Raw genomic sequence first — 23644 nt, 5'->3', positions numbered from 1 at the left:
GCCATGCCACCCACCGACCCACCGACCGTCCCCGCGAGCACGCCGGTCAGGGCGCCGCGACCACCGTCGCCGCCCACCGCACGCGTCGTCGGCTGCGCGCGGACCGGGCCCGGCAACTCGCCGATCTGCTGCGCCACCAGATCCTCACCGGCGCCTTCCGGAGCGGCCCCCTCCCCCACGAGTCCACCCTCGCCGCCGACTACCGCGCCTCCCGCAACACCGTTCGCCAGGCCCTGGCCCTCCTCAGGGCCGAGGCCTGGTGGAACGGCTGCCCGGAGTCGGCACCGTGGTCGTCGCCCGGAAATATCCGCACGGGCTCGACCGTCTGATGGGCCTCGCGGAAACCCTCCGCGAATACGGTCGCGTCACCGACGAGGTCCGCACGTTCATCCGCGACTGCGCCGAGATGGCCACCCGCGCCTCTCTCGCCCGCACCGAGTCCCGGTGGGGCCTCTACCACGACCGCCTCGACCACCCCGGCCGCGACGACGTCTCCTGGTTCCACCATCTCGATCTGCACAAGTCCCCCTCTGGTGCCATGGAGTTCACGGCCCGCCCCGTGGCTCCGTACCTGGTTCCGGTCGAGGAGTTCGCGCCGGTCGGCGGTCCCTCCCGGAAACTGGGCGAGGTCAGTCCGGAGCACGTGGCCACGGCCGGACCGCGAGAGGTGGCCCCGGTCGCGGCCGGACCGACGTCCGCCCGTGCCACCGCCTCCGCCGACCAGGCCGACGCGCCGGGCGTCGCCTCACCCCGGCTCCTGGAACTGCTGGAGCTGGCAGAGGCCGAACCAGAACTCGCCTCGGTGGAGCCCTACTTGACCGACCCGGATGCCGCCGTCCGCCGTACGGCCGTCTCGGTCCTCACCGAGACCGTGCCGCCAGGCACCGGACAGGCCCTGGCCGGCGCTCCGTCCGATACCGACGCCGAGGTACGCGCGGCCGCCGCTGCCTCGCTGCGCGAGCTGGTCGAGACCCTGCCACCCGAACCCGCCCTGGGCACCACCCTCACCGGCGCGCTCGCCTCGGTTGACCCCGTGGTCCGCAACGCCGCCCTCGACGTGTTGCGCGCCCTGCGGCTCGGCGAGGCCGGGGTGTTCGCGGCGGCGCTGGACGACCCCGACATCACCGTGCGTACCGAGGCCGTACGAGCGCTGGTCTCCGTCGACGCGGTCGGACCCCTGGCGCGTGCCGCGAACGATCCCTCCCGGGAGGTCCGGGTCACCGTGGCCAAGGCCCTGGCCGCCGTCGGCTGGGCGTCCCCGACCGCAGCCGACCGGGAGCTGCTTGCCGCCGCCCTTGACCGGCTCACCCAGGACAGCGATGCCCTGGTGTGCGGGGCAGCGTTCACCGCGCTGGCCGGCACCGGCTGTCCTGGCCCGCTCGCCGACCGTGCCGTCGCCGCGCTGTCCGACCCGGCCTGGCAGGTCCGCTTCGGCGCCGCCACCGCGCTGTCGGCCGCGCGCGCCGAGACCGCCGTCGCCGCCCTGGCCAAGGTGCTGGCCGACCCCAACGCCGACGTGCGCAAGGCGGCGGTGCTCGCCCTGATCCGGCACCGCGGCACCGAGGAGGCCCGCGTGGCCCTCGCCGCAGCCACGGCCGACACGGATGCGGACGTCAGGGCGTACGCGGCTCGGGGTCTGTGACGGCGACGCTCCCGCCTGTCGCTCCGGACCGGCCGCTATATCCAGTGGTCCGGTTCCGGCTCCGGCTCCTCGTCCGGCTCCGGCCAGTCGGCGTCCTGCGCGTCGCCTGCGGTCGGGGCCGGGTCGTCCTGGGCGGCCAGCACGGCCAGCACGCCCTCCCCGTACGTCGCCAGCTTCTTCTCGCCGACGCCGCTCACCGTGCCGAGCTCACGCACCGAGCCAGGCCTGCGGCTGACGATCTCCCGCAGGGTGGCGTCGTGGAAGATGACGTACGCCGGCACGCCCTGCTCGCGGGCCTGCTCGGCACGCCAGGCACGCAGCGCCTCGAAGGCGGGCAGGAGTTCGCCGGGCAGCTCGGCCGCGGCGGCCTTGGCCTTGCGGTCGCCGCCGGAGGCGCCGGCCGACCTCGACCGGGACGTGGCCGGCTTCTTCGGCTCCTTGCGCAGCGGTACCTCCCGCTCGCTCCGCAGCACGGAGCCGCTCGCCTCGGTGAGCACCAGCGTGCCGTACTCCCCCTCGACCGCGAGCAGACCCTGCGCCAGCAGCTGCCGGATGGCGCCCCGCCAGTCGGCCTCGGTGAGGTCCTGCCCGATGCCGAAGACGGACAGCTGGTCGTGGTCGAACTGGATCACCTTGCCGGTGCGCTTGCCGAGCAGGATGTCGACGATCTGCACGGCGCCGAACTTCTGCCCGCGCTCCCGCTGCAGCCGCACCACAGTCGACAGCACCTTCTGAGCGGCGATCGTGCCGTCCCAGGTCTCCGGCGGGGTGAGACAGGTGTCGCAGTTGCCGCAGCCCGCCGTGTCGGGGTCCTGACCGAAGTAGGCGAGCAGCTGGCCGCGGCGGCACCGGGCGGTCTCGCACAGCGCGAGCATGGCGTCGAGGTGGGCGTTGGCCCGGCGGCGGAACGCCTCGTCGCCCTCACCAGACTGGATCAGCTTGCGCTGCTGTATGACGTCGTTCAGGCCGTACGCCATCCAGGCCGTGGACGGCAGTCCGTCGCGGCCCGCGCGGCCGGTCTCCTGGTAGTAGCCCTCGATCGACTTGGGCAGGTCCAGGTGGGCGACGAACCGTACGTCCGGCTTGTCGATGCCCATGCCGAAGGCGATGGTCGCCACCACGACCAGACCGTCCTCGCGCAGGAAGCGTGACTGGTGGGCGGCGCGCATGCCCGCGTCCAGGCCCGCGTGGTACGGCACCGCATCGATGCCGTTGGCCGTCAGGAACTCCGCCGTCCGCTCCACCGAGTTGCGTGAAAGGCAGTAGACGATGCCGGCGTCGCCCGGGTGTTCCTCGCGCAGGAAGGCGAGCAGCTGTTTCCTGGGGTCGGCCTTGGGCACGATCCGGTACTGGATGTTGGGCCGGTCGAAGCTGGCGACGAAGTGGCGTGCTGCCGGCAGGTTCAGCCGCTGGGTGATCTCCTCGTGGGTGGCTCGGGTCGCCGTGGCCGTGAGGGCGATGCGCGGGACATCCGGCCAGCGCTCGCCGAGGAGGGACAAGGTGAGGTAGTCCGGGCGGAAGTCATGCCCCCACTGGGACACGCAGTGCGCCTCGTCGATCGCGAAGACGGAGATCTTGCCGCGCGAGAGCAGGTCGAGCGTGCCCTCCAGGCGCAGCCGTTCCGGGGCCAGGTACAGCAGGTCCAGCTCGCCGGCCAGGAACTCGGCCTCGACCACGCGCCGCTCGTCGAAGTCCTGCGTGGAGTTGATGAAGCCGGCGCGCACACCGAGGGCACGCAGGGCGTCCACCTGGTCCTGCATGAGCGCGATCAGCGGCGAGATCACCACGCCCGTACCGGGTCTGACCAGGGCCGGGATCTGGTAGCAGAGCGACTTTCCGCCGCCGGTGGGCATGAGGACGAGAGCGTCGCCGCCCGCCACCACGTGCTCGATGATCGCGTCCTGTTCGCCCCGGAAGGCGTCGTACCCGAAGACCCGGTGCAGCGTGGCCAGCGCCTCGCTGTCGGCCGCGCCCGGCCCCTCGGTCACCTGTGGCATCTCGCTGATCCCGCCCGTCGCACCCATTGTCCTGTCCCCCGTCGGTCCCCCGTGTGTCGTTCCTCGACCGCTGCCTCCACGATAGGGGTCCGGACCGACAGCCTCGGAGTTATCCACAGGCTGGGTCCGTTCTTCTGCGTAATCGCCCGCTGACGTGAGGCAGCCAGCTATACGCGAGCCTTGTCTCTGCGAGGCCTCGGTCACCCGTGACCGCGGAAGCAAGCCCGGAAACGCGCCGCTGCCTGGCACCCTCCTGAACGAGGGTGCCAGGCAGCGGCGTCCTACGAGATGGACGTCAGCGCACGAACACCCCGGCCTGGCTCGCCAGGTCCAGGAAGTACTGCGGCGCCACACCGAGCACCAGCGTCACCGCCACGCCCACGGCGATCGCGGCCATGGTCAGCGGGGACGGGACGGCCACGGTCGGGCCCTCCGGCCTCGGCTCGCTGAAGAACATCAGGACGATCACGCGGATGTAGAAGAACGCGGCGATCGCCGAGGAGATCACACCGACCACGACCAACGGGGCCGCGCCGCCGTCCGCCGCCGCCTTGAACACGGCGAACTTCCCGGCGAAGCCGGAGGTCAGCGGGATGCCGGCGAAGGCAAGCAGGAACACCGCGAAGACCGCCGCCACCAGCGGGGAGCGGCGGCCGAGTCCCGCCCACTTGGACAGGTGGGTCGCCTCGCCGCCCGCGTCGCGCACCAGCGTGACCACCGCGAAGGCGCCGATGGTCACGAACGAGTAGCCCGCCAGGTAGAAGAGGACGGACGAGACGCCGTCCTTCGACGTGGCGATGACACCCGCGAGGATGAATCCGGCGTGCGCGATGGACGAGTACGCCAGCAGCCGCTTGATGTCGGTCTGCGTGATCGCGATGATCGCGCCGCCGAGCATGGTGATGATCGCCACCGCCCACATGACCGGCCGCCAGTCCCAGCGCATCCCGGGCAGGACGACGTAGAGAAGGCGCAGCAGCGCGCCGAACGCGGCCACCTTCGTCGCCGCCGCCATGAAGCCGGTCACGGGCGTCGGCGCACCCTGGTAGACGTCCGGCGTCCACATGTGGAACGGCACCGCGCCCACCTTGAACAGCAGGCCCATCACGATCAGGGCGCTGCCGAGGAGCAGCAGTGCGTCGTTGCCCATGGTGTTGGCGAGCGCCGGGTCGACATTGGTGACCGTGCCGTCGACGACCTGGGCGATACGCGCGTACGACACCGAGCCCGCGTAGCCGTACAGCAGGGCGATGCCGAACAGCGTGAACGCCGAGGCGAACGCGCCGAGCAGGAAGTACTTGACCGCTGCTTCCTGCGACATCAGCCGCTTGCGGCGGGCCAGCGCGCACAGCAGGTACAGCGGCAGGGAGAAGACCTCCAGGGCCACGAACAGGGTCAGCAGGTCGTTGGCCGAGGGGAACACCAGCATGCCGGCGATCGCGAAGAGGAGGAGCGGGAAGGCCTCCGTGGTGGTGAATCCCGCCTTCACCGCCGCCTTCTCGCTGTCGCTGCCCGGTACGGAGGCAGCCTGCGCGGCGAAGGAATCGACGCGGTTGCCGTGCGCGGCCGGGTCGAGGCGCCGCTCGGCGAAGGTGAAGAGGCCGACGAGACCGGCCAGCAGGATCGTGCCCTGCAAGAACAGGGCCGGGCCGTCGACCGCGATCGCCCCCATGGCCGCGATGTGCGCCTTGGTGGTGCCGTAGCCGTCGGCCGCCAGCGCGACCACCGCGGCGAAGGCGGCGCAGAGGGCTACGACGGACACGAACACCTGCGCGTAGTAGCGGGACTTGCGCGGAAGGAACGCCTCGATCAGCACGCCGATCAGTGCCGCACCGACGACGATCAGCGTCGGCGACAACTGTCCGTATTCGATCTTCGGTGCCGGGATCTTCGCGATCGGGTCGGCCGCGGTTGTCCACAGGCTGTGGACGGCTGTTGTGCTCACTTGGCAGCCTCCACCGAGGGCTTGGGGTCGGTCTTGTGTACGTCGGACATGGTCTGCTTGACCGCTGGGTTGACGATGTCCGTGACGGGCTTCGGATAGACGCCCAGGAAGATCAGCAGCACGATCAGCGGGGCGATGACGACGAGTTCCCGCGCGCGCAGGTCGGGCATCGCCGAGACCTCGGGCTTCACCGGGCCCGTCATCGTCCGCTGGTACAGGACGAGGGCGTAGAGCGCGGCGAGGACGATGCCGAAGGTGGCGATGATGCCGATCGCCGGGTAGCGCGTGAACGTGCCGACCAGGACGAGGAACTCGCTGACGAACGGGGCGAGTCCGGGGAGCGAGAGGGTGGCGAGGCCGCCGATCAGGAAGGTGCCGGCGAGCACCGGGGCGACCTTCTGCACGCCTCCGTAGTCGGCGATGAGCCGCGAGCCGCGCCGGGAGATCAGGAAGCCCGCGACCAGCATCCACGCGGCCGTGGAGATGCCGTGGTTGACCATGTAGAGCGTCGCACCGGACTGGCCCTGGCTGGTCATCGCGAAGATGCCCATGATGATGAAGCCGAAGTGCGAGATCGACGCGTAGGCGACCAGGCGCTTGATGTCCCGCTGGCCGACGGCGAGCAGTGCGCCGTAGACGATGCTGATCAGGGCCAGGACGAGGATGACGGGCGTGGCCCACTTGCTGGCCTGGGGGAACAACTGGAGGCAGAAGCGGAGCATCGCGAAGGTGCCGACCTTGTCGACGACCGCGGTGATGAGGACGGCCACCGGGGCGGTGGACTCCTGCATGGCATTGGGTAGCCAGGTGTGCAGCGGCCACAGCGGCGCCTTCACCGCGAACGCGAAGAAGAAGCCCAGGAACAGCCAGCGTTCGGTGCTGGTCGCCATGTGCAGCGAGCCGTTCGCGCGGGCCTGCGCGATCTCCTGCAGGCTGAAGTTTCCGGCCACTACGTAGAGGCCGATCACCGCGGCCAACATGATCAGGCCGCCGACCAGGTTGTAGAGCAGGAACTTCACCGCCGCGTACGACCGCTGCGTCGCGGCCGCCTCCTCGCCCTGTGCGTGGGCGCGGTCCCCGAAGCCGCCGATGAGGAAGTACATCGGGATGAGCATGGCTTCGAAGAAGATGTAGAACAGGAAGACGTCGGTGGACTCGAAGGAGATGAGCACCATCGCCTCGACGGCGAGGATCAGCGCGAAGAAGCCCTGAGTCGGCCGCCAGCGTCGGCTTCCGGTCTCCAGTGGATCGGCGTCGTGCCAGCCCGCGAGGATGATGAACGGGATCAGTACAGCGGTGAGGGCGATGAGCGCCACCGCGATGCCGTCGACCCCCAGCTCGTATCTCACCCCGAAGTTCTTGATCCAGGCGTGGGACTCGGTGAGCTGGTAGCGGGCGCCGCCCGGGTCGAAACGGACCAGGACGGTGATCGCCAGGGCGAGCGTGGCGAGCGAGACGAGCACCGCCAGCCACTTGGCGGCGGTACGCCGGGCGGCCGGTACGGCGGCCGTGGCGACGGCCCCTACGGCCGGGAGCGCCGCCGTCGCTGTCAGCAGAGGAAAGGACATCGGTATCAGACCGCCCTCATCAGCAGGGTCGCGGCGACCAGGAGTGCCGCACCGCCGAACATCGAGACCGCATAGGAGCGGGCGAAGCCGTTCTGGACCCGGCGGAGCCGTCCGGACAGGCCGCCGAAGCCGGCCGCGGTGCCATTGACGACGCCGTCGACCAGGGTGTGGTCGAGGTAGACCAGGGAGCGCGTCAGGTGCTCGCCGCCGCGCACCAGGACCACATGGTTGAAGTCGTCCTGGAGCAGGTCGCGGCGGGCTGCGCGGGTGAGCAGCGAGCCGCGCGGGGCCACGGCGGGGACGGGCTTGCGGCCGTACTGGGCCCAGGCGATGCCGACGCCGATGACGAGGCAGACCAGGGTCGCGCCGGTGACCGTCCAGGTGCTGACCGGGGAGTGGCCCTCACTGTGCCCGGTGACCGGCTCGAGCCAGTGCAGAAAGCGGTCGCCGAGGTTGAAGAAGAAGCCGCAGGCCACCGATCCCACAGCCAGCACGATCATGGGGATCGTCATGACCTTGGGCGACTCGTGCGGGTGCGGCTCCGCGTGTTCGCCGCGCGTCTCGGCGGCGGGCTCCACGCTCGGTTCGGCCGGGGACGAGGTGGGGGCGTTGCGCCAGCGTTCTTCTCCGAAGAACGTCATCAGCATCACGCGCGTCATGTAGAAGGCGGTGATGGCCGCGCCCAGCAGGGCCACGCCGCCGAGGATCCAGCCCTCGGTGCCGCCCTTGGCAAAGGCCGCCTCGATGATCTTGTCCTTGGAGTAGAAGCCGGACAGGAACGGGAAGCCGATGATCGCCAGGTAGCCGAGACCGAAGGTGATGAACGTGATCGGCATGTACTTCCGCAGGCCGCCGTAGCGGCGCATGTCGACCTCGTCGTTCATGCCGTGCATGACGGAGCCGGCGCCGAGGAACAGTCCGGCCTTGAAGAAGCCGTGCGTCACCAGGTGCATGATCGCGAAGACGTATCCGATGGGGCCGAGGCCCGCGGCGAGCACCATGTAGCCGATCTGCGACATGGTCGAGCCGGCCAGTGCCTTCTTGATGTCGTCCTTGGCGCAACCGACGATCGCACCGAAGAGGAGCGTGACCGCGCCGACCACGGTGACGGCCAGCTGGGCGTCGGGGGCGGCGTTGAAGATGGCTCCCGAGCGGACGATGAGGTAAACGCCCGCGGTCACCATCGTCGCCGCGTGGATCAGGGCCGAGACCGGAGTCGGGCCCTCCATGGCGTCGCCGAGCCAGGACTGCAGCGGCACCTGGGCGGACTTGCCGCAGGCGGCGAGGAGCAGCATCAGGCCGATCGCGGTGAGCTTTCCCTGGGAGGTGTCGCCGGCGTGGCTGAGGACCGGGCCGAAGGCGAAGGTGCCGAAGGTGGCGAACATCAGCATGATCGCAATCGACAGACCCATGTCGCCGACGCGGTTGACCAGGAAGGCCTTCTTCGCGGCCGTCGCGGCGCTGGGCTTGTGCTGCCAGAAGCCGATCAGCAGGTAGGAGGCGAGGCCGACGCCTTCCCAGCCGACGTACAGCAGCAGGTAGTTGTCGGCGAGGACGAGCAGCAGCATCGCCGCGAGGAACAGGTTCAGGTAGCCGAAGAAGCGGCGGCGCCGCTCGTCGTGCTCCATGTACCCGACCGAGTACAGGTGGATCAGCGAGCCGACGCCGGTGATGAGCAGGACGAACGTCATCGAGAGCTGGTCCAGGCGGAAGGTGACGTCCGCATGGAAGCTGCCCACCGAGATCCACGTCCACAAGTGCTGCGTCATGGTGCGGTGTTCGGCGCCCTTGCCGAGCAGATCGGCGAAGAGTGCCAGGCCGATGACGAAGGAGACGAACGAGAGCAGCGTGCCGATCCAGTGGCCGACGCGGTCCAGGCGCCGGCCGCCGACCAGGAGGACGGCCGCTCCGAGCAGGGGCGCCGCGATGAGCAGCGCGATCAGGTTCTCCACGATTCTTCCGACCCCTTACAGCTTCATCAGGCTGGCGTCGTCGACCGAGGCCGAGTGGCGGGTACGGAACAGCGACACGATGATCGCGAGGCCCACCACGACCTCCGCGGCGGCGACGACCATCGTGAAGAAGGCGATGATCTGGCCGTCGAGGTTGCCGTGCATCCGGGAGAAGGTGACGAACGCGAGGTTGCAGGCGTTCAGCATCAGCTCGATGCACATGAAGACCACGATGGCGTTGCGCCGGATCAGTACGCCGGTCGCGCCGATCGTGAACAACAAGGCGGCGAGATAGAGGTAGTTGACCGGGTTCACTTCGACGCCTCCTCGGGCCGCTTGAACGTCGCCGGTTCGATCGCCTCACGCTCCAGGCGTTCCTGCGCGCGCTGCTCCAGCGCCCGCAGGTCGTTGAGCGCCTCCGCCGACACGTCACGGATCTGACCGCGCTCGCGCAGCGTCTTGCTGACGGTCAGCTCGGACGGGGTGCCGTCGGGCAGCAGGCCCGCGATATCGACGGCGTTGTGCCGGGCGTAGACACCGGGGGCGGGCAGCGGCGGCACGTACTTGCCCTCGCGGACGCGCTGTTCGGCCAGCTCGCGCTGGGTCTTGGCGCGTTCGGTGCGCTCGCGGTGGGTGAGCACCATGGCGCCGACGGCGGCGGTGATGAGCAGGGCGCCGGTGATTTCGAAGGCGAAGACGTACTTGGTGAAGATGAGGGAGGCGAGGCCCTCCACATTGCCGTTCGCGTTCGCCTGGCCGATGCCGGCGAACTCCTTCAGGGAGGCATTGCCGATGCCGGCGAACAGCAGGACACCGAAGCCGACGCCACACAGGAGGGCCAGCCAGCGCTGGCCCTTGATGGTCTCCTTCAGTGAGTCCGCGGCCGTGACGCCGACGAGCATCACCACGAACAGGAACAGCATCATGATCGCGCCGGTGTAGACGACGATCTGCACGACGCCCAGGAAGTAGGCGCCGTTGGCGAGGTAGAACACCGCCAGGACGATCATGGTCCCGGCGAGACAGAGCGCGCTGTGCACGGCCTTCTTCATGAAGACGGTGCACAGGGCGCCGATCACCGCGACGGTGCCGAGGACCCAGAACTGGAAGGCCTCACCGGTGGAGGTGGTGTAGGCGGCGAGCTGCGTCGTCATCGGCCGATCACCTTCTCCGAGGCCGGCTCCTCCTCGCCGAAGGTGGACGCCGCCTCCTGCGGGACCTCGCCCTTGGAGAGGGCGACCTGGCGGACCGTGCCGGGCGCGGCCTGTGTCACCAGGCCCCGGTAGTAGTCCTGCTCGTCGGTCCCCGGGAAGATCGCGTGCGGCGTGTCGACCATGCCTTCTTCGAGGCCGGCGAGGAGCTGTTCCTTGGTGTAGATGAGGTTGGCGCGGCTGGAGTCGGCCAGCTCGAACTCGTTGGTCATCGTCAGCGCGCGTGTGGGGCACGCCTCGATGCACAGTCCGCACAGGATGCAGCGGGCGTAGTTGATCTGGTAGACGCGGCCGTACCGCTCGCCCGGCGAGTAGCGTTCCTCGTCGGTGTTGTCGGCGCCCTCGACATAGATGGCGTCGGCGGGGCAGGCCCAGGCGCACAGCTCGCAGCCGACGCACTTCTCCAGGCCGTCCGGATGGCGGTTGAGCTGGTGCCGTCCGTGGAACCGCGGAGCCGTGGTCTTCTTCTGCTCCGGGTACTGCTCGGTCAGCCGCTTCTTGAACATGGCCTTGAAGGTCACACCGAAGCCGGCCACGGGGTTCTGGAAACCGGGCTTGGTCTCCTTGGGCTCCTCAGCCATCCGACGCCTCCTTTCCATCCGAAGATCCGTCACTGTCAGTGTCCGTCCCGCCACTGACAATCAGCTCCCGCTCCCGGCGCGAGCGGCGCCTGGGCACCGGCGGCAGCTCCTGTCCGGGCAGCGGCGGTACGGGGAATCCGCCCGCCATCGCGTCGAATCCGGCCTGCTCGGCGGCGGGCTGTTCGGGCGTCTTGGCCTTCTCGCGGAACATGTCGGCGACGAAGGAGATCAGCAGCAGGGCGAGGACTCCGCCGCCCACGTAGAGGGCGATGTCGGCGAAGTTGTAGTGCTCGTTGCGCAGGGCCCTTACGGTCGCCACCAGCATCAGCCAGGTCACGGAGACCGGGATGAGTACTTTCCAGCCGAGCTTCATCAGCTGGTCGTAGCGGACGCGAGGGAGCGTGCCGCGCAGCCAGATGAAGAAGAACAGCAGCAACTGGACCTTGATCACGAACCAGAGCAGCGGCCACCAGCCGTGGTTCGCACCTTGCCAGAAGGAGCTGATCGGCCAGGGGGCGCGCCAGCCCCCGAGGAACAGCGTGGTCGACACGGCCGAGACCGTCACCATGTTCACGTACTCGGCGAGCATGAACATCGCGAACTTGATGGACGAGTACTCGGTGTTGAAGCCGCCGACCAGGTCGCCCTCGGACTCCGGCATGTCGAAGGGGGCGCGGTTTGTCTCGCCGACCATCGTGACGATGTAGAGGATGAACGAGACCGGCAGGAGCAGGATGTACCAGCGGTCGTGCTGCTGCGCCACGATCGTGGACGTCGACATCGACCCCGAGTACAGGAACACGGAGGCGAACGCGGCACCCATGGCGATCTCGTAGGAGATCATCTGCGCGCAGGAGCGCAGGCCGCCGAGGAGCGGGTAGGTGGATCCGGAACTCCAACCCGCGAGGACGATGCCGTAGATGCCGACGGAGGCGACCGCGAGGATGTAGAGCATCGCGATCGGCAGGTCCGTGAGCTGCATCGTGGTGCGCGTGCCGAAGATCGAGATCTCGTTGTCGGCCGGGCCGAAGGGGATCACCGCGATCGCCATGAACGCCGGGATGGCCGCGACGATCGGCGCCAGGACGTAGACCACCTTGTCGGCGCGCTTGACGATGATGTCTTCCTTGAGCATCAGCTTCACGCCGTCGGCGAGCGACTGGAGCATGCCCCAGGGGCCGTGCCGGTTCGGGCCGATGCGCAGCTGCATCCAGGCGACGACCTTGCGCTCCCAGACGATGGAGAACAGCACGGTCACCATCAGGAAGGCGAAGCAGAACACGGCCTTGATGACGACCAGCCACCAGGGGTCGCGGCCGAACATCGAGAGGTCTTCAGCTGCGAGGTACGGGCTCATCCCTCCACCTCCTTGGGGGCCACTTCGGCGGATGCCGCCGGGCCGATGCGGACGAGTGAGCCGGGCCGAGCCCCGGTGTCGCAGGCCACGCCGGCGCCGACGGAGTTCAGCGGAAGCCAGACCACGCGGTCGGGCATCTCGGTGATCTGCAGCGGGAGTTCGGCGGTGCCGGAGGGTCCGGTGACGGCGAGGACGTCGCCTTCCTTGACGCCCGCCTCGGCGGCCGTCGCCGCCGACACGCGCGCGTGCGCGGCGTGCCGGGTTCCGGCGAGCGCCTCGTCGCCCTCCTGGAGGACGCCCTGGTCGAGCAGCAGCCGGTGCCCGGCGAGCACGGCCTCGCCGGCGGCCGGGCGGGGCAGCGCTTCCGCGGACTCGTGGGGGTCAAGGGCGCGCGGGCCGTCCCAGGGGCCGAGCCGGTCGATCTCCGCGCGCGTGGTGCGCAGATCCGGCAGGCCCAGGTGGACGTCCATGGCGTCGGCCAGCATCTGCAGCACGCGCGCGTCGGTCGGTGCCAGGCGGCGGGTCATCTGGTCGGGCTTGAGGGCTGCGTCGAAGAAGCGCACCCTGCCCTCCCAGTTGAGGAAGGTGCCCCCCTTCTCGGCGACCGCGGCGACCGGCAGGACGACATCGGCGTGCTCGGTGACCTCGCTGGGCCGCAGCTCCATCGACACCAGGAAGCCGACCCTGTCGAGTGCTTCACGCGCGCGTGCCGGGTCGGGCAGGTCGGCGATCTCCACCCCGGCGACCACGAGTGCCGACAGTTCGCCGGTGGCGGCGGCCTCCACGATGTGGTGGGTGTCGCGGCCGTAGCGCAGCGGGAGTTCGGCGAGGCCCCAGGCGGCGGCGACCTCCTCACGCGCGCGTGGGTCGGTCGCCGGGCGGCCGCCCGGCAGCAGCGACGGCAGCGCGCCCACCTCGACGGCGCCGCGCTCACCGGCCCGGCGCGGGATCCACACCAGCTGGGCGCCGGTCGCGGTGGCGGCGCGTACGGCGGCGGTGAGGCCGCCGGCGACCGCGGCGAGCCGCTCACCGACGACGATGACCGCGCCCTCGGTGCGCAGGGCCTCGGCGGCGCGGGTGCCGGGCTCCTCCAGGCCGACGCCGCTCGCGAGGGCGTCCAGCCACTCCGTCTCGGTGCCGGGCGCGGCCGGCAGCAACGTGCCGCCCGCCTTCTGCAGGCCCCGGGTCTCGTGTGTGGCCAGCGCGAACACCTTCTGCTTGTGCTTGCGCCAGGCCTTGCGCAGCCGCAGGAAGACGCCGGGCGCCTCCTCCTCCGACTCGAAGCCCGCCAGCAGGACCGCGGGCGCCTTCTCCAGGAAGGTGTACGTGACGCCCGTACCGTCGAGGTCATGGCCGCGGCCTGCCACCTGGGAGGCCAGGAAATCGGCCTCCTCGCCGCTGTGCACGCGCGCGCGGAAGTCGATGTCGTTCGTGTCGAGCGCCACGCGCGCGAACTTGCTGTACGCGTAGGCGTCCTCGACGGTCAGCCGGCCGCCGATGAGGACGCCGGCCCGGGAGCGGGCGGCGGCCAGGCCCCGTGCGGCCGCCTCCAGGGCTTCCGGCCAGGAGACGGGCTCCAGGTCGCCGTCGGCGTTGCGCACCAGCGGTGTCTCCAGGCGGTCCTTCTGCTGCGCGTAGCGGAACGCGAAGCGTCCCTTGTCGCAGATCCACTCCTCGTTGACCTCGGGGTCGTTCTCGGCGAGTCGCCGCATGACCTTGCCGCGCCGGTGGTCGGTGCGGATGGCGCAGCCGCCGGAGCAGTGCTCGCACACCGACGGCGAGGAGACGAGGTCGAAGGGGCGGGAGCGGAAACGGTAGGCCGCCGAGGTGAGCGCGCCGACCGGGCAGATCTGAATGGTGTTGCCGGAGAAGTACGACTCGAACGGGTCGCCCTCGCCGGTACCGACCTGCTGGAGCGCGCCCCGCTCGATCAGCTCGATCATCGGGTCGCCCGCGATCTGGTTGGAGAACCGGGTGCAGCGGGCGCACAGTACGCACCGTTCGCGGTCGAGCAGTACCTGCGTGGAGATCGGTACGGGCTTTTCGTAGGTGCGCTTCTTGCCGTCGAAGCGGGATTCGGCGTTGCCGTGCGACATCGCCTGGTTCTGCAGCGGGCACTCGCCGCCCTTGTCGCAGACCGGGCAGTCCAGCGGGTGGTTGATGAGCAGCAGCTCCATCACGCCGTGCTGGGCCTTCTCGGCGACCGGCGAGGTCAGCTGGGTCTTCACCACCATGCCGTCGGTGCAGGTGATGGTGCAGGACGCCATGGGCTTGCGCTGGCCCTCGACCTCGACGATGCACTGGCGACAGGCGCCGGCGGGGTCGAGCAGGGGGTGGTCGCAGAACCGGGGGATCTCGATGCCGAGCTGCTCGGCGGCCCGGATGACCAGGGTGCCCTTGGGCACGCTGATCTCGATGCCGTCGATCGTCAGGGTGACGAGGTCCTCCGGCGGGACCGCCGCCTCTCCCCCACCCGTGGGAGCACTGGTGGTCACGGTCATGCGTTCACCTCCGGGCGGTCCGCCCAGGCCGTCGACTTGGCCGGGTCGAAGGGGCAGCCCCGGCCCGTGATGTGCTGCTCGTACTCCTCGCGGAAGTACTTCAGCGAGGAGAAGATCGGGGACGCGGCGCCGTCGCCGAGGGCGCAGAAGGACTTGCCGTTGATGTTGTCGGCGATGTCGGCGAGCTTGTCGAGGTCGGACATGGTGCCCTTGCCGGCCTCGACGTCCCGCAGCAACTGCACGAGCCAGTACGTCCCTTCGCGGCAGGGCGTGCACTTGCCGCAGGACTCGTGGGCGTAGAACTCGGTCCAGCGGGTCACCGCCCGCACCACGCAGGTCGTCTCGTCGAAGCACTGCAGGGCTTTGGTGCCGAGCATCGAGCCGGCAGCGCCGACGCCCTCGTAGTCGAGGGGGACGTCGAGGTGTTCGTCGGTGAACATCGGCGTCGAGGAGCCACCCGGCGTCCAGAACTTCAGGCGGTGGCCGGGCCGCATGCCGCCGCTCATGTCGAGGAGCTGGCGGAGCGTGATGCCGAGGGGGGCCTCGTACTGGCCGGGGCTCGCGACGTGGCCGCTGAGCGAGTAGAGCGTGAAGCCCGGGGACTTCTCGCTGCCCATCGACCTGAACCAGTCTTTCCCGTTTTTCAGGATCGCGGGAACCGACGCGATCGACTCGACGTTGTTCACAACAGTCGGACAGGCGTAGAGGCCTTCCACCGCAGGGAAGGGGGGACGCAGCCGCGGTTGACCACGGCGGCCTTCGAGCGAGTCGAGCAGTGCGGTCTCCTCACCGCAGATGTACGCACCGGCGCCCGCGTGCACGGTGAGCTGGAGGTCGAGCCCGCTGCCCAGGATGTTCTCGCCGAGGTAGCCCGCCGCGTAGGCCTCGCGCACGGCCTCGTGCAACCGCCGCAGAACGGGGACGACTTCACCACGCAGATAGATGAAGGCATGCGACGACCTGATGGCATAGCACGCGATCACCATGCCCTCGATGAGGCTGTGCGGGTTCGCGAAGAGGAGCGGGATGTCCTTGCAGGTCCCGGGCTCCGATTCGTCGGCGTTGACAACTAGATAGTGCGGTTTTCCATCACCCTGCGGAATGAACTGCCACTTCATTCCGGTCGGGAACCCCGCGCCGCCGCGGCCGCGCAGACCGGACTCCTTGACGTACGCGATCAGGTCGTCCGGTGACATGGCGAGCGCCTTGCGGAGCCCCTCGTACCCCTCGTGCCTCCGGTAGACGTCCAGAGTCCAGGACCGGTCCTCGTCCCAGAAGGCCGACAGCACGGGTGCGAGCAGCTTCTCGGGGCTCGTGTCCTTGACCTCGGGTACCACGGTCATCACTCCCCCTCCTCGGCGGTAGGCCCTGCCGGGTGGGCTGGGTCGGAGGCTGATGTATCCAGCGGCGCGTCATGGGAACTGAGGTGCTCGGCCGACGACGGCTCGTGCACCCTGTCCTGCGGTTCCTCACGGGGACCTCCGCGCGGATGGACCACGCGCGCGGGTGCGGCCTCTCCCCTTGCCAGGCGAAGGCCCACCAGCGACGCGGGTCCCGCACTGCCGCCCTCCTCGACGGCCCCGGGCCGCTCGTCGGGGAAGCCGGCCAGGATCCGCGCGGTCTCCTTGAACGTGCACAGCCGCGCCCCGCGCGTGGGCTCTACGGGCCGTCCCGCGCGCAGATCGTCGACCAGGCGCTTGGCGCTGCCCGGCGTCTGGTTGTCGAAGAACTCCCAGTTGACCATCACGACCGGCGCGAAGTCGCAGGCCGCGTTGCACTCGATGTGCTCCAGGGTGACCTTGCCGTCGTCGGTGGTCTCGCCGTTGCCGACGCCCAGGTGCTCCTGGAGGGTCTCGAAGATCGCGTCTCCGCCCATCACCGCGCACAGCGTGTTGGTGCACACACCCACCTGGTAGTCACCGGAGGGCTTGCGCCGGTACATGGTGTAGAAGGTGGCGACGGCGGTGACCTCGGCCGTGGTCAGGTTCAGCATGTCCGCGCAGAACTGCATTCCGGTGCGCGTGACATGGCCCTCCTCCGACTGCACGAGATGGAGCAGTGGGAGCAGGGCGGACCGGGAGTCCGGGTAGCGCGCGATGACCTCGCGCGCGTCCGCCTCCAGCCGGGCCCGGACGTCGTTCGGGTAGGCGGGCGCGGGCAGTTCGGGCATGCCCAGGCTGACGCCCCGCTCCGAAGAAGAGGTGGTCACCGGTCGACGCCTCCCATCACGGGGTCGATGGACGCGACGGCGACGATCACGTCGGCGACCTGGCCGCCCTCGCACATCGCCGCCATGGCCTGCAGGTTGGTGAAGGACGGGTCTCGGAAGTGGACCCGGTAGGGACGGGTGCCGCCGTCGGAGACGGCGTGCACGCCGAGCTCGCCCTTGGGGGACTCGACGGCCGCGTAGGCCTGTCCCGGCGGGACGCGGAAGCCCTCCGTGACGAGCTTGAAGTGGTGGATCAGGGCCTCCATGGAGGTGCCCATGATCTTCTTGATGTGGTCGAGGGAGTTGCCGAGTCCGTCCGGTCCCAGGGCGAGCTGGGCGGGCCAGGCGATCTTCTTGTCGGCGACCATGACCGGGCCGGGCTGGAGCCGGTCCAGGCACTGCTCGACGATCCTGAGCGACTGGCGCATCTCCTCCAGGCGGACCAGGAAGCGGCCGTAGGCGTCGCAGCTGTCGGCGGTCGGGATCTCGAAGTCGTACGTCTCGTAGTCGCAGTACGGCTGTGCCTTGCGCAGGTCGTGCGGCAGGCCGGTGGAGCGCAGGATCGGGCCGGTGGCGCCGAGGGCCATGCAGCCGGCCAGGTCGAGGTAGCCGATGTCCTGCATGCGGGCCTTGAAGATGGGGTTCCCGGTGGCGAGCTTGTCGTACTCCGGGAGGTTCTTCTTCATCTTCTTCACGAACTCGCGGATCTGGTCCACCGCGCCGGGCGGCAGGTCCTGGGCGAGTCCGCCGGGGCGGATGTACGCGTGGTTCATCCGAAGGCCCGTGATGAGCTCGTAGAGGTCGAGAATCATTTCACGATCACGGAATCCGTAGATCATGATCGTGGTGGCGCCGAGCTCCATGCCGCCGGTGGCGATGCACACCAGGTGGGAGGACATCCGGTTCAGCTCCATCAGGAGCACCCGGATGATCTTGGCGCGCTCGGTGATGTCGTCCTCGATGCCCAGGAGTTTCTCGACGGCGAGACAGTAGGCGGTCTCGTTGAAGAAGGACGTCAGGTAGTCCATGCGCGTGACGAAGGTGGTGCCCTGCGTCCACGTGCGGAACTCGAGGTTCTTCTCGATGCCCGTGTGCAGATAGCCGATGCCGCAGCGGGCTTCGGTGACCGTCTCGCCGTCGATCTCCAGGATCAGGCGGAGCACTCCGTGGGTGGAGGGGTGCTGGGGACCCATGTTGACGACGATGCGTTCGTCGTCGGCGCGGCTCGCGGACTGGACGACCTCGTCCCAGTCGCCACCGGTGACCGTGTAGACGGTGCCCTCGGTGGTCTCGCGGGCCGAGGCGGCCGACGCGGCGGATGCTGACTGCGTGCTCACGAGTACGACCTCCGCTGGTCCGGAGCCGGGATCTGGGCGCCCTTGTACTCGACGGGGATGCCGCCGAGGGGGTAGTCCTTGCGCTGCGGATGGCCCTGCCAGTCGTCCGGCATCATGATCCGTGTCAGGGCGGGGTGACCGTCGAAGACGATTCCGAAGAAGTCGTAGGTCTCGCGCTCGTGCCAGTCGTTCGTCGGATAGACGGAGACCAGCGACGGGATGTGCGGGTCGCTGTCGGGGGCGCTGACCTCGAGGCGGAGCAGCCGGTTGTGGGTGATCGAGCGCAGGTGGTAGACGGCGTGCAGCTCGCGGCCCTTGTCGTGCGGGTAGTGGACGCCGCTGACGCCGGTGCACAGTTCGAAGCGCAGGGCCGGGTCGTCGCGCAGGGTGCGGGCGACGCGGACCAGGTGCTCGCGTTCGATGTGGAAGGTGAGCTCGTCGCGGTCGACGACCGTCTTCTCGATGGCGTTGTCGGGGAGGAGCCCCTGCTCCTCCAGGGCGCCCTCCAGCTCGTCGGAGACCTCGTCGAACCAGCCGCCGTAGGGGCGGGTCGCCGGTCCCGGGAGCCGGACCGAGCGGACCAGGCCTCCGTAGCCGGAGGTGTCGCCGCCGTTGTTGGCGCCGAACATGCCGCGCTGGACGCGGATCTCCTCGCCGCCCTGGCCGCGCTGGCCGGGGAGGTTGGAGGCGGAGAGGTCCTTCTCGGGGTTCACCCCGTTCGCGGACCCGTTCACGCCGCCCGTGCCGTTGCCGTTCGCGTCGCTCACCGCAGCAGCCCCTTCATCTCGATCGTGGGCAGGGCCTTGAGCGCCGCCTCCTCCGCCTCGCGGGCGGCCTCCTCGGCGTTGACGCCGAGCTTGGAGGACTGGATCTTCTGGTGGAGCTTGAGGATCGCGTCCATCAGCATCTCGGGGCGGGGCGGGCAGCCCGGCAGGTAGATGTCGACCGGGACGATGTGGTCGACGCCCTGGACGATCGCGTAGTTGTTGAACATGCCGCCCGAGGAGGCGCAGACGCCCATGGAGATCACCCATTTCGGGTTGGGCATCTGGTCGTAGACCTGCCGGAGCACCGGCGCCATCTTCTGGCTGACCCGGCCGGCGACGATCATCAGGTCGGCCTGGCGCGGTGAGCCGCGGAAGACCTCCATGCCGAAACGTGCCAGGTCGTACCGGCCGGCGCCGGTGGTCATCATCTCGATGGCGCAGCAGGCGAGGCCGAAGGTGGCCGGGAAGACGGACGCCTTGCGCACCCAGCCCGCGGCCTGCTCGACGGTGGTCAGCAGGAAGCCGCTCGGCAGCTTTTCTTCGAGTCCCATGTCCTAAGGCCCCTCAGTCCCATTCCAGGCCGCCGCGCCGCCATACGTACGCGTACGCGACGAAGACGGTGAGCACGAAGAGCAGCATCTCCACGAGCCCGAAAATCCCCAGGGCGTCAAAGGTGACGGCCCAGGGGTAGAGGAAGACGATCTCGATGTCGAAGACGATGAAGAGCATCGCCGTCAGGTAGTACTTGATGGGGAAGCGCCCGCCGCCGGCCGGCGTGGGGGTCGGCTCGATACCGCACTCGTAGGCCTCGAGCTTGGCGCGGTTGTACCGCTTCGGACCGATCAGCGTGGCCATGACCACGGAGAAGATCGCAAAGCCTGCCCCGAGGGCTCCCAGTACGAGGATGGGCGCATACGCGTTCACCGCTCCTCGCTCCTCTCAGTCGGCGCTGACTGCTGGCGGTTGCACTGGTGCACTGAGCTCACTTCCGCCTCACCGGTCCCCACGAGCCCCCGCCGTCCCGGGCGAAGATCGAGAACATGTGAAGCAGGTCACAAGCCCAGTTGCCACGCATCTTATGCCCGCCACTCTGTGATCTGCGACACGGCGTATTGCACGAGCTTTGTGATCTCCACCACCTGACGAAGGATCATGAAGTCGGATGATGAGTGATCTTCATACGCGAAGCGTTCAGTTGATCACGAGAAGTGACATTCTCGCCTGTCACCGCAGGCCGGAGGGGTCGTCTCAATATCAAGAAGGTTCCGCTGCATGCAAATTGGTACTGGACGTGAGCGCCTGATAGAGGAGCCGTTCACACATCAGGGGGAGGTGTGGGGCGCGGTGTGGACGGGATGCGGACGCGTGCATGCGTTCACGAGCTCCGCGCGCACAGGACGCCGCGCTTCCGGTGACCGTTCCGTGACCTCCGCCACATCAATGAGAGGCCCCTGAGAACCGGGCTTGGCCAACGACCCCAACCGGTGGTAAGCGTGGGGCAATTCGGACGTAATGATCAAAGGCCGTGATCAAGGCCTTGATCACCGACGTCCGCAATGTCCGTTACGGCGTCAATAAAGAGTGACGCACCCGGGATTTCAGGTCTCGATTGAGCAACTGTGGCGCAGCACACGTTTCTTGTAGATATGAAGGAGCCCCTGGTACCGGTTATTCCCATGTCCCACACCGCTCACATACGCAGCCACCGGAAGCCCCGCCGCAGCGCGTCGACCCTCGCGATGCGGGCCGGAGTTGCCGGTGGCGTCCTCAGCTCCCTGGCAGTCGCCGGGGCGTCCGGCTCGGCGAACGCGGCCGAGCCGGTGACGCAGACCCTCGAACTGCCCACCCTGACGGCCGACCTGGCCGCTCAGGCGGCCAAGTCCGCGGACGCCACCCAGCAGGCCGCCGCGAACTACCAGCTGCAGGCCGAGCGCGACGCGGCCGCCGCAAAGGCCGCGAAGCAGGCCAAGACGGACCTCGCCGAGGCGAAGCAGAAGGCCGCAGAGGCCAAGAAGAAGGCCGAGGAGGACGCCCGCAGGGCCGCCGCCGAGCGTGCCTCGCGCAACTCGACGCGTACGACACTCGCCGCCACCGACAGCGGCAGCACCTCCACGAGCACGTCCACGGCCACCGGTTCGGCCGCGGCCGTCATCTCCTTCGTGAAGGCGCAGATCGGCAAGTCCTACGTCCTGGGCGCCTCCGGCCCGAGCGCCTACGACTGCTCCGGCCTGGTGCAGTCCGCCTTCAAGCAGATCGGCGTCAGCCTGCCGCGCGTCTCCCAGGACCAGTCGACCGCCGGCACGCAGGTCTCGCTGAGCAACCTGCAGCCGGGCGACATCCTCTACTGGGGCAGCGCGGGCAGCGCGTACCACGTGGCGGTGTACGTCGGCGACGGTATGTTCGTCGGAGCGCAGAACCCGTCCACCGGCATCGTCGAGAAGCCGCTGTCCTACGACCCGCCGACCGGCGCCGTGCGGGTGCTCTGAACACACCTCGCACCTCTCACCCGCCTGTCACGCGCACAGGGCCGCAGCCGCTCGGGGGCAGCGGCCCTTGCGTCGTTCCCGGCACCTCACAGCGCCGCTCCTGACATGCTCTGCCCGGGCCGCCGTCCGGCGGTCCGTCCACGAGCGAAGGAGACCGCGTCATGCCACGCGTGTTCGTACAGGGAAGGCCCGCCGACTACTACCCCCGCCACGCCCCCGAGGCCGGACGCGGTGCGGTGCGCCGGATCACCGAGGTCGGCGAGGAGGTCCTGCACAGGCCGTGCAGGGACGTCACGGAGTTCGGGCCCGACCTCGCCGCGCTCATCGACGACATGTTCCTCACCCTGTATGTCGCCGAAGGGGCGGGACTTGCGGCGAATCAGGTTGGAGTCGATCTCCGGCTGTTCGTGTACGACTGCCCCGATGACGATGGTGTCCGGCATGTCGGACACATCGTCAATCCTGTGCTCGAAACGCCCACGAGCGGGCGGCGGTTGCTGGACGAGGGCGAGGGCTGTCTTTCGGTGCCCGGTGCCGTGATGGCCGTACCGCGGCCGGACCGGACCGTCGTGCGCGGGCAGGACAAGGACGGCAACCCCGTGGTCGTCGAGGGCACGGGGTACTTCGCGCGCTGCCTCATCCACGAGACCGACCACACCAACGGGTACATCTACCTGGATCGGCTCTCCAAGCGGGAGAAAAAGGATGCGCTGCGGCAGATGGCCGCTCGGCGGGACGAGGTGTTCGCCCGCCGGGCCGCCAGGGCCGAGGAGCTGAGCCCGGCCCGGTAGAGGCTCAGGCCTTCGGGGCCACCTTGCTCAGGCCGTTGATGATCCGGTCCATCGCGTCGCCGCCCGTGGGGTCGGTGAGGTTCGCCAGGAGCTTGAGGGTGAACTTCATCAGCATCGGGTGGGTGAGGCCGCGCTGGGCCGCGATCTGCATGACCTTCGGGTTGCCGATGAGCTTCACGAAGGCACGGCCGAGGGTGTAGTAGCCGCCGTAGGTGTCCTTGAGGACGCGCGGGTAGCGCTGCAGGGCGATCTCGCGCTGTGCGGGAGTGGCACGCGCGTGTGCCTGCACGATGACCTCGGCGGCGATCTGGCCGGACTCCATGGCGTAGGCGATGCCCTCGCCGTTGAAGGGGTTCACCAGGCCGCCGGCGTCACCGACGAGCAGCAGGCCGCGCGTGTAGTGGGGCTGGCGGTTGAACGCCATGGGGAGGGCGGCGCCGCGGATGGGGCCGGTCATGTTCTCGGGGGTGTAGCCCCAGTCCTCCGGCATGGAGGCGCACCAGGCCTTGAGGATCTCGCGCCAGTCCAGCTCCTTGAAGGAGGCGGAGGTGTTCAGGACGCCGAGGCCGACGTTCGACGTGCCGTCGCCCATGCCGAAGATCCAGCCGTAGCCGGGCAGCAGCCGGTCCTGGGGGCCGCGGCGGTCCCACAGCTCCAGCCAGGACTCCAGGTAGTCGTCCTCGTGGCGGGGCGAGGTGAAGTAGGTGCGCACCGCGACACCCATCGGGCGGTCCTCGCGGCGGTGCAGGCCCATCGCGAGGGACAGGCGGGTGGAGTTGCCGTCGGCGGCGACGACGAGCGGCGCGTGGAAGGTGACCTCGCGCTTCTCCTCGCCGAGCTTGGCGGTGACGCCGGTGATGCGGCCGGTGCGGTCGTCGATGACCGGGCCGCTCACGTTGCAGCGCTCGTACAACCGCGCCCCCGCCTTCTGGGCGTTGCGAGCGAGCTGCTCGTCGAAGTCGTCGCGCTTGCGGACGAGTCCGTAGTTCGGGTAGGCGGCGAGATCCGGCCAGTCCAGCTGGAGGCGGCTGCCGCCGCCGATGATGCGCAGGCCCTTGTTGCGCAGCCAGCCGGCCTCCTCGGAGATGTCGATGCCCATGGCGACGAGCTGCTTGACCGCGCGCGGGGTGAGGCCGTCGCCGCACACCTTCTCGCGCGGGAACTCGGTCTTCTCCAGGAGCAGGACGTCGAGGCCGGCCTTGGCGAGGTGGTACGCGGTCGTGGAGCCGGCCGGCCCCGCGCCCACGACGATCACGTCGGCGGTGTTCTCGGAGAGGGGCTCGGTCTCGACGGTCACGGC

Annotated in this window: 18 protein-coding genes and 2 pseudogenes; 4 read left to right on the top strand and 16 right to left on the bottom strand. The window is 69.3% G+C overall.

Going from position 1 to position 23644, the window contains the following annotated elements:
• Positions 1-17 precede the first annotated feature (17 nt).
• Both ACWGJ5_RS31565 and ACWGJ5_RS31560 read left to right on the top strand, forming a co-directional pair.
• Positions 18-385 (top strand): annotated as a pseudogene (locus tag ACWGJ5_RS31565) (GntR family transcriptional regulator); the annotation flags it as partial.
• Positions 383-1642: pseudogene (locus ACWGJ5_RS31560) on the top strand (HEAT repeat domain-containing protein); the annotation flags it as partial. The pseudogenes ACWGJ5_RS31565 and ACWGJ5_RS31560, both read left to right, overlap by 3 nt.
• Positions 1643-1677: 35 nt before the next feature.
• Here ACWGJ5_RS31560 and recQ read toward each other — a convergent pair.
• From recQ to ACWGJ5_RS31485, 15 genes are all read right to left on the bottom strand, one after another.
• Positions 1678-3666, bottom strand: coding sequence for a DNA helicase RecQ (gene recQ, locus ACWGJ5_RS31555; protein ID WP_453313036.1), 1989 nt, complete (start codon positions 3664-3666; stop codon positions 1678-1680).
• Positions 3667-3934: 268 nt separating this feature from the next.
• Positions 3935-5584 carry an NADH-quinone oxidoreductase subunit NuoN gene (nuoN, locus tag ACWGJ5_RS31550; RefSeq protein WP_453313035.1) on the bottom strand — a complete coding sequence of 550 codons (1650 nt, stop codon included), beginning with the start codon at positions 5582-5584 and terminating at the stop codon, positions 3935-3937.
• Positions 5581-7152: an NADH-quinone oxidoreductase subunit M gene (locus tag ACWGJ5_RS31545; protein WP_453313034.1), complete on the bottom strand. Its 1572-nt coding sequence runs from the start codon at positions 7150-7152 to the stop codon at positions 5581-5583. Before ACWGJ5_RS31545 ends, nuoN begins: the two co-directional genes overlap by 4 nt.
• Before the next feature lie 5 nt (positions 7153-7157).
• A complete protein-coding gene (nuoL, locus tag ACWGJ5_RS31540; RefSeq protein WP_453313033.1) occupies positions 7158-9104 on the bottom strand; it encodes an NADH-quinone oxidoreductase subunit L in 1947 nt (648 codons plus the stop codon).
• Between the two features lie 15 nt (positions 9105-9119).
• Positions 9120-9419, bottom strand: coding sequence for an NADH-quinone oxidoreductase subunit NuoK (gene nuoK / locus ACWGJ5_RS31535; RefSeq protein ID WP_023547474.1), 300 nt, complete (start codon positions 9417-9419; stop codon positions 9120-9122).
• Positions 9416-10258: an NADH-quinone oxidoreductase subunit J gene (locus tag ACWGJ5_RS31530; RefSeq protein ID WP_453313032.1), complete on the bottom strand. Its 843-nt coding sequence runs from the start codon at positions 10256-10258 to the stop codon at positions 9416-9418. The genes nuoK and ACWGJ5_RS31530 overlap by 4 nt, the downstream gene beginning before the upstream one ends.
• Positions 10255-10896, bottom strand: coding sequence for an NADH-quinone oxidoreductase subunit NuoI (nuoI, locus tag ACWGJ5_RS31525; RefSeq protein WP_453313031.1), 642 nt, complete (start codon positions 10894-10896; stop codon positions 10255-10257). Before nuoI ends, ACWGJ5_RS31530 begins: the two co-directional genes overlap by 4 nt.
• A complete protein-coding gene (gene nuoH, locus ACWGJ5_RS31520) occupies positions 10889-12253 on the bottom strand; it encodes an NADH-quinone oxidoreductase subunit NuoH (RefSeq protein ID WP_453313030.1) in 1365 nt (454 codons plus the stop codon). The genes nuoI and nuoH overlap by 8 nt, the downstream gene beginning before the upstream one ends.
• A complete protein-coding gene (locus tag ACWGJ5_RS31515; protein ID WP_453313029.1) occupies positions 12250-14754 on the bottom strand; it encodes an NADH-quinone oxidoreductase subunit G in 2505 nt (834 codons plus the stop codon). Before ACWGJ5_RS31515 ends, nuoH begins: the two co-directional genes overlap by 4 nt.
• A complete protein-coding gene (nuoF, locus tag ACWGJ5_RS31510; protein ID WP_453313028.1) occupies positions 14751-16097 on the bottom strand; it encodes an NADH-quinone oxidoreductase subunit NuoF in 1347 nt (448 codons plus the stop codon). The genes ACWGJ5_RS31515 and nuoF overlap by 4 nt, the downstream gene beginning before the upstream one ends.
• Positions 16097-16963 carry an NADH-quinone oxidoreductase subunit NuoE gene (nuoE, locus tag ACWGJ5_RS31505; RefSeq protein ID WP_453313027.1) on the bottom strand — a complete coding sequence of 289 codons (867 nt, stop codon included), beginning with the start codon at positions 16961-16963 and terminating at the stop codon, positions 16097-16099. The genes nuoF and nuoE overlap by 1 nt, the downstream gene beginning before the upstream one ends.
• Positions 16960-18300 (bottom strand): NADH-quinone oxidoreductase subunit D, encoded by a 1341-nt coding sequence (locus tag ACWGJ5_RS31500; protein WP_453313026.1) that lies wholly within the window; start codon positions 18298-18300, stop codon positions 16960-16962. Before ACWGJ5_RS31500 ends, nuoE begins: the two co-directional genes overlap by 4 nt.
• The gene (locus ACWGJ5_RS31495) at positions 18297-19067 is read right to left on the bottom strand and encodes an NADH-quinone oxidoreductase subunit C (RefSeq protein WP_453313025.1); all 771 of its coding nucleotides are present in this window, start codon (positions 19065-19067) and stop codon (positions 18297-18299) included. The genes ACWGJ5_RS31500 and ACWGJ5_RS31495 overlap by 4 nt, the downstream gene beginning before the upstream one ends.
• Entirely contained in the window at positions 19064-19618 is a 555-nt protein-coding gene (locus ACWGJ5_RS31490; RefSeq protein ID WP_007383964.1) for a NuoB/complex I 20 kDa subunit family protein, read from the bottom strand. The genes ACWGJ5_RS31495 and ACWGJ5_RS31490 overlap by 4 nt, the downstream gene beginning before the upstream one ends.
• 13 nt (positions 19619-19631) lie before the next feature.
• Positions 19632-19991: an NADH-quinone oxidoreductase subunit A gene (locus ACWGJ5_RS31485; protein ID WP_003992243.1), complete on the bottom strand. Its 360-nt coding sequence runs from the start codon at positions 19989-19991 to the stop codon at positions 19632-19634.
• Between the two features lie 752 nt (positions 19992-20743).
• Here ACWGJ5_RS31485 and ACWGJ5_RS31480 point away from each other — a divergent pair.
• Positions 20744-21553 carry a C40 family peptidase gene (locus ACWGJ5_RS31480; RefSeq protein WP_453313024.1) on the top strand — a complete coding sequence of 270 codons (810 nt, stop codon included), beginning with the start codon at positions 20744-20746 and terminating at the stop codon, positions 21551-21553.
• A gap of 161 nt (positions 21554-21714) precedes the next feature.
• Positions 21715-22344, top strand: a complete 630-nt coding sequence (def, locus tag ACWGJ5_RS31475; protein WP_453313023.1) for a peptide deformylase — start codon at positions 21715-21717, stop codon at positions 22342-22344.
• A gap of 4 nt (positions 22345-22348) precedes the next feature.
• Here the strand turns inward: def and ACWGJ5_RS31470 are convergent, their stop codons facing one another.
• Positions 22349-23641, bottom strand: coding sequence for a geranylgeranyl reductase family protein (locus tag ACWGJ5_RS31470; RefSeq protein WP_453313022.1), 1293 nt, complete (start codon positions 23639-23641; stop codon positions 22349-22351).
• Between the last annotated feature and the right edge of the window lie 3 nt (positions 23642-23644).

This window comes from Streptomyces sp. NPDC054783 (assembly GCF_053611725.1).
The sequence above is the reverse complement of the archived record's forward strand: the minus strand, read 5'-3'. Positions and strand labels throughout refer to the sequence as shown.

Excerpts from the sequence above, each read along its gene's own strand:
- recQ (WP_453313036.1), bottom strand. The coding sequence starts at position 3,666 with ATGGGTGCGACGGGCGGGATCAGCGAGATGCCACAGGTGACCGAGGGG.
- ACWGJ5_RS31545 (WP_453313034.1), bottom strand. The coding sequence starts at position 7,152 with ATGTCCTTTCCTCTGCTGACAGCGACGGCGGCGCTCCCGGCCGTAGGG.
- ACWGJ5_RS31530 (WP_453313032.1), bottom strand. The coding sequence starts at position 10,258 with ATGACGACGCAGCTCGCCGCCTACACCACCTCCACCGGTGAGGCCTTC.
- nuoI (WP_453313031.1), bottom strand. The coding sequence starts at position 10,896 with ATGGCTGAGGAGCCCAAGGAGACCAAGCCCGGTTTCCAGAACCCCGTG.
- nuoH (WP_453313030.1), bottom strand. The coding sequence starts at position 12,253 with ATGAGCCCGTACCTCGCAGCTGAAGACCTCTCGATGTTCGGCCGCGAC.
- ACWGJ5_RS31515 (WP_453313029.1), bottom strand. The coding sequence starts at position 14,754 with ATGACCGTGACCACCAGTGCTCCCACGGGTGGGGGAGAGGCGGCGGTC.
- nuoF (WP_453313028.1), bottom strand. The coding sequence starts at position 16,097 with ATGACCGTGGTACCCGAGGTCAAGGACACGAGCCCCGAGAAGCTGCTC.
- ACWGJ5_RS31490 (WP_007383964.1), bottom strand. The coding sequence starts at position 19,618 with ATGGGACTCGAAGAAAAGCTGCCGAGCGGCTTCCTGCTGACCACCGTC.
- ACWGJ5_RS31480 (WP_453313024.1), top strand. The coding sequence starts at position 20,744 with ATGTCCCACACCGCTCACATACGCAGCCACCGGAAGCCCCGCCGCAGC.
- def (WP_453313023.1), top strand. The coding sequence starts at position 21,715 with ATGCCACGCGTGTTCGTACAGGGAAGGCCCGCCGACTACTACCCCCGC.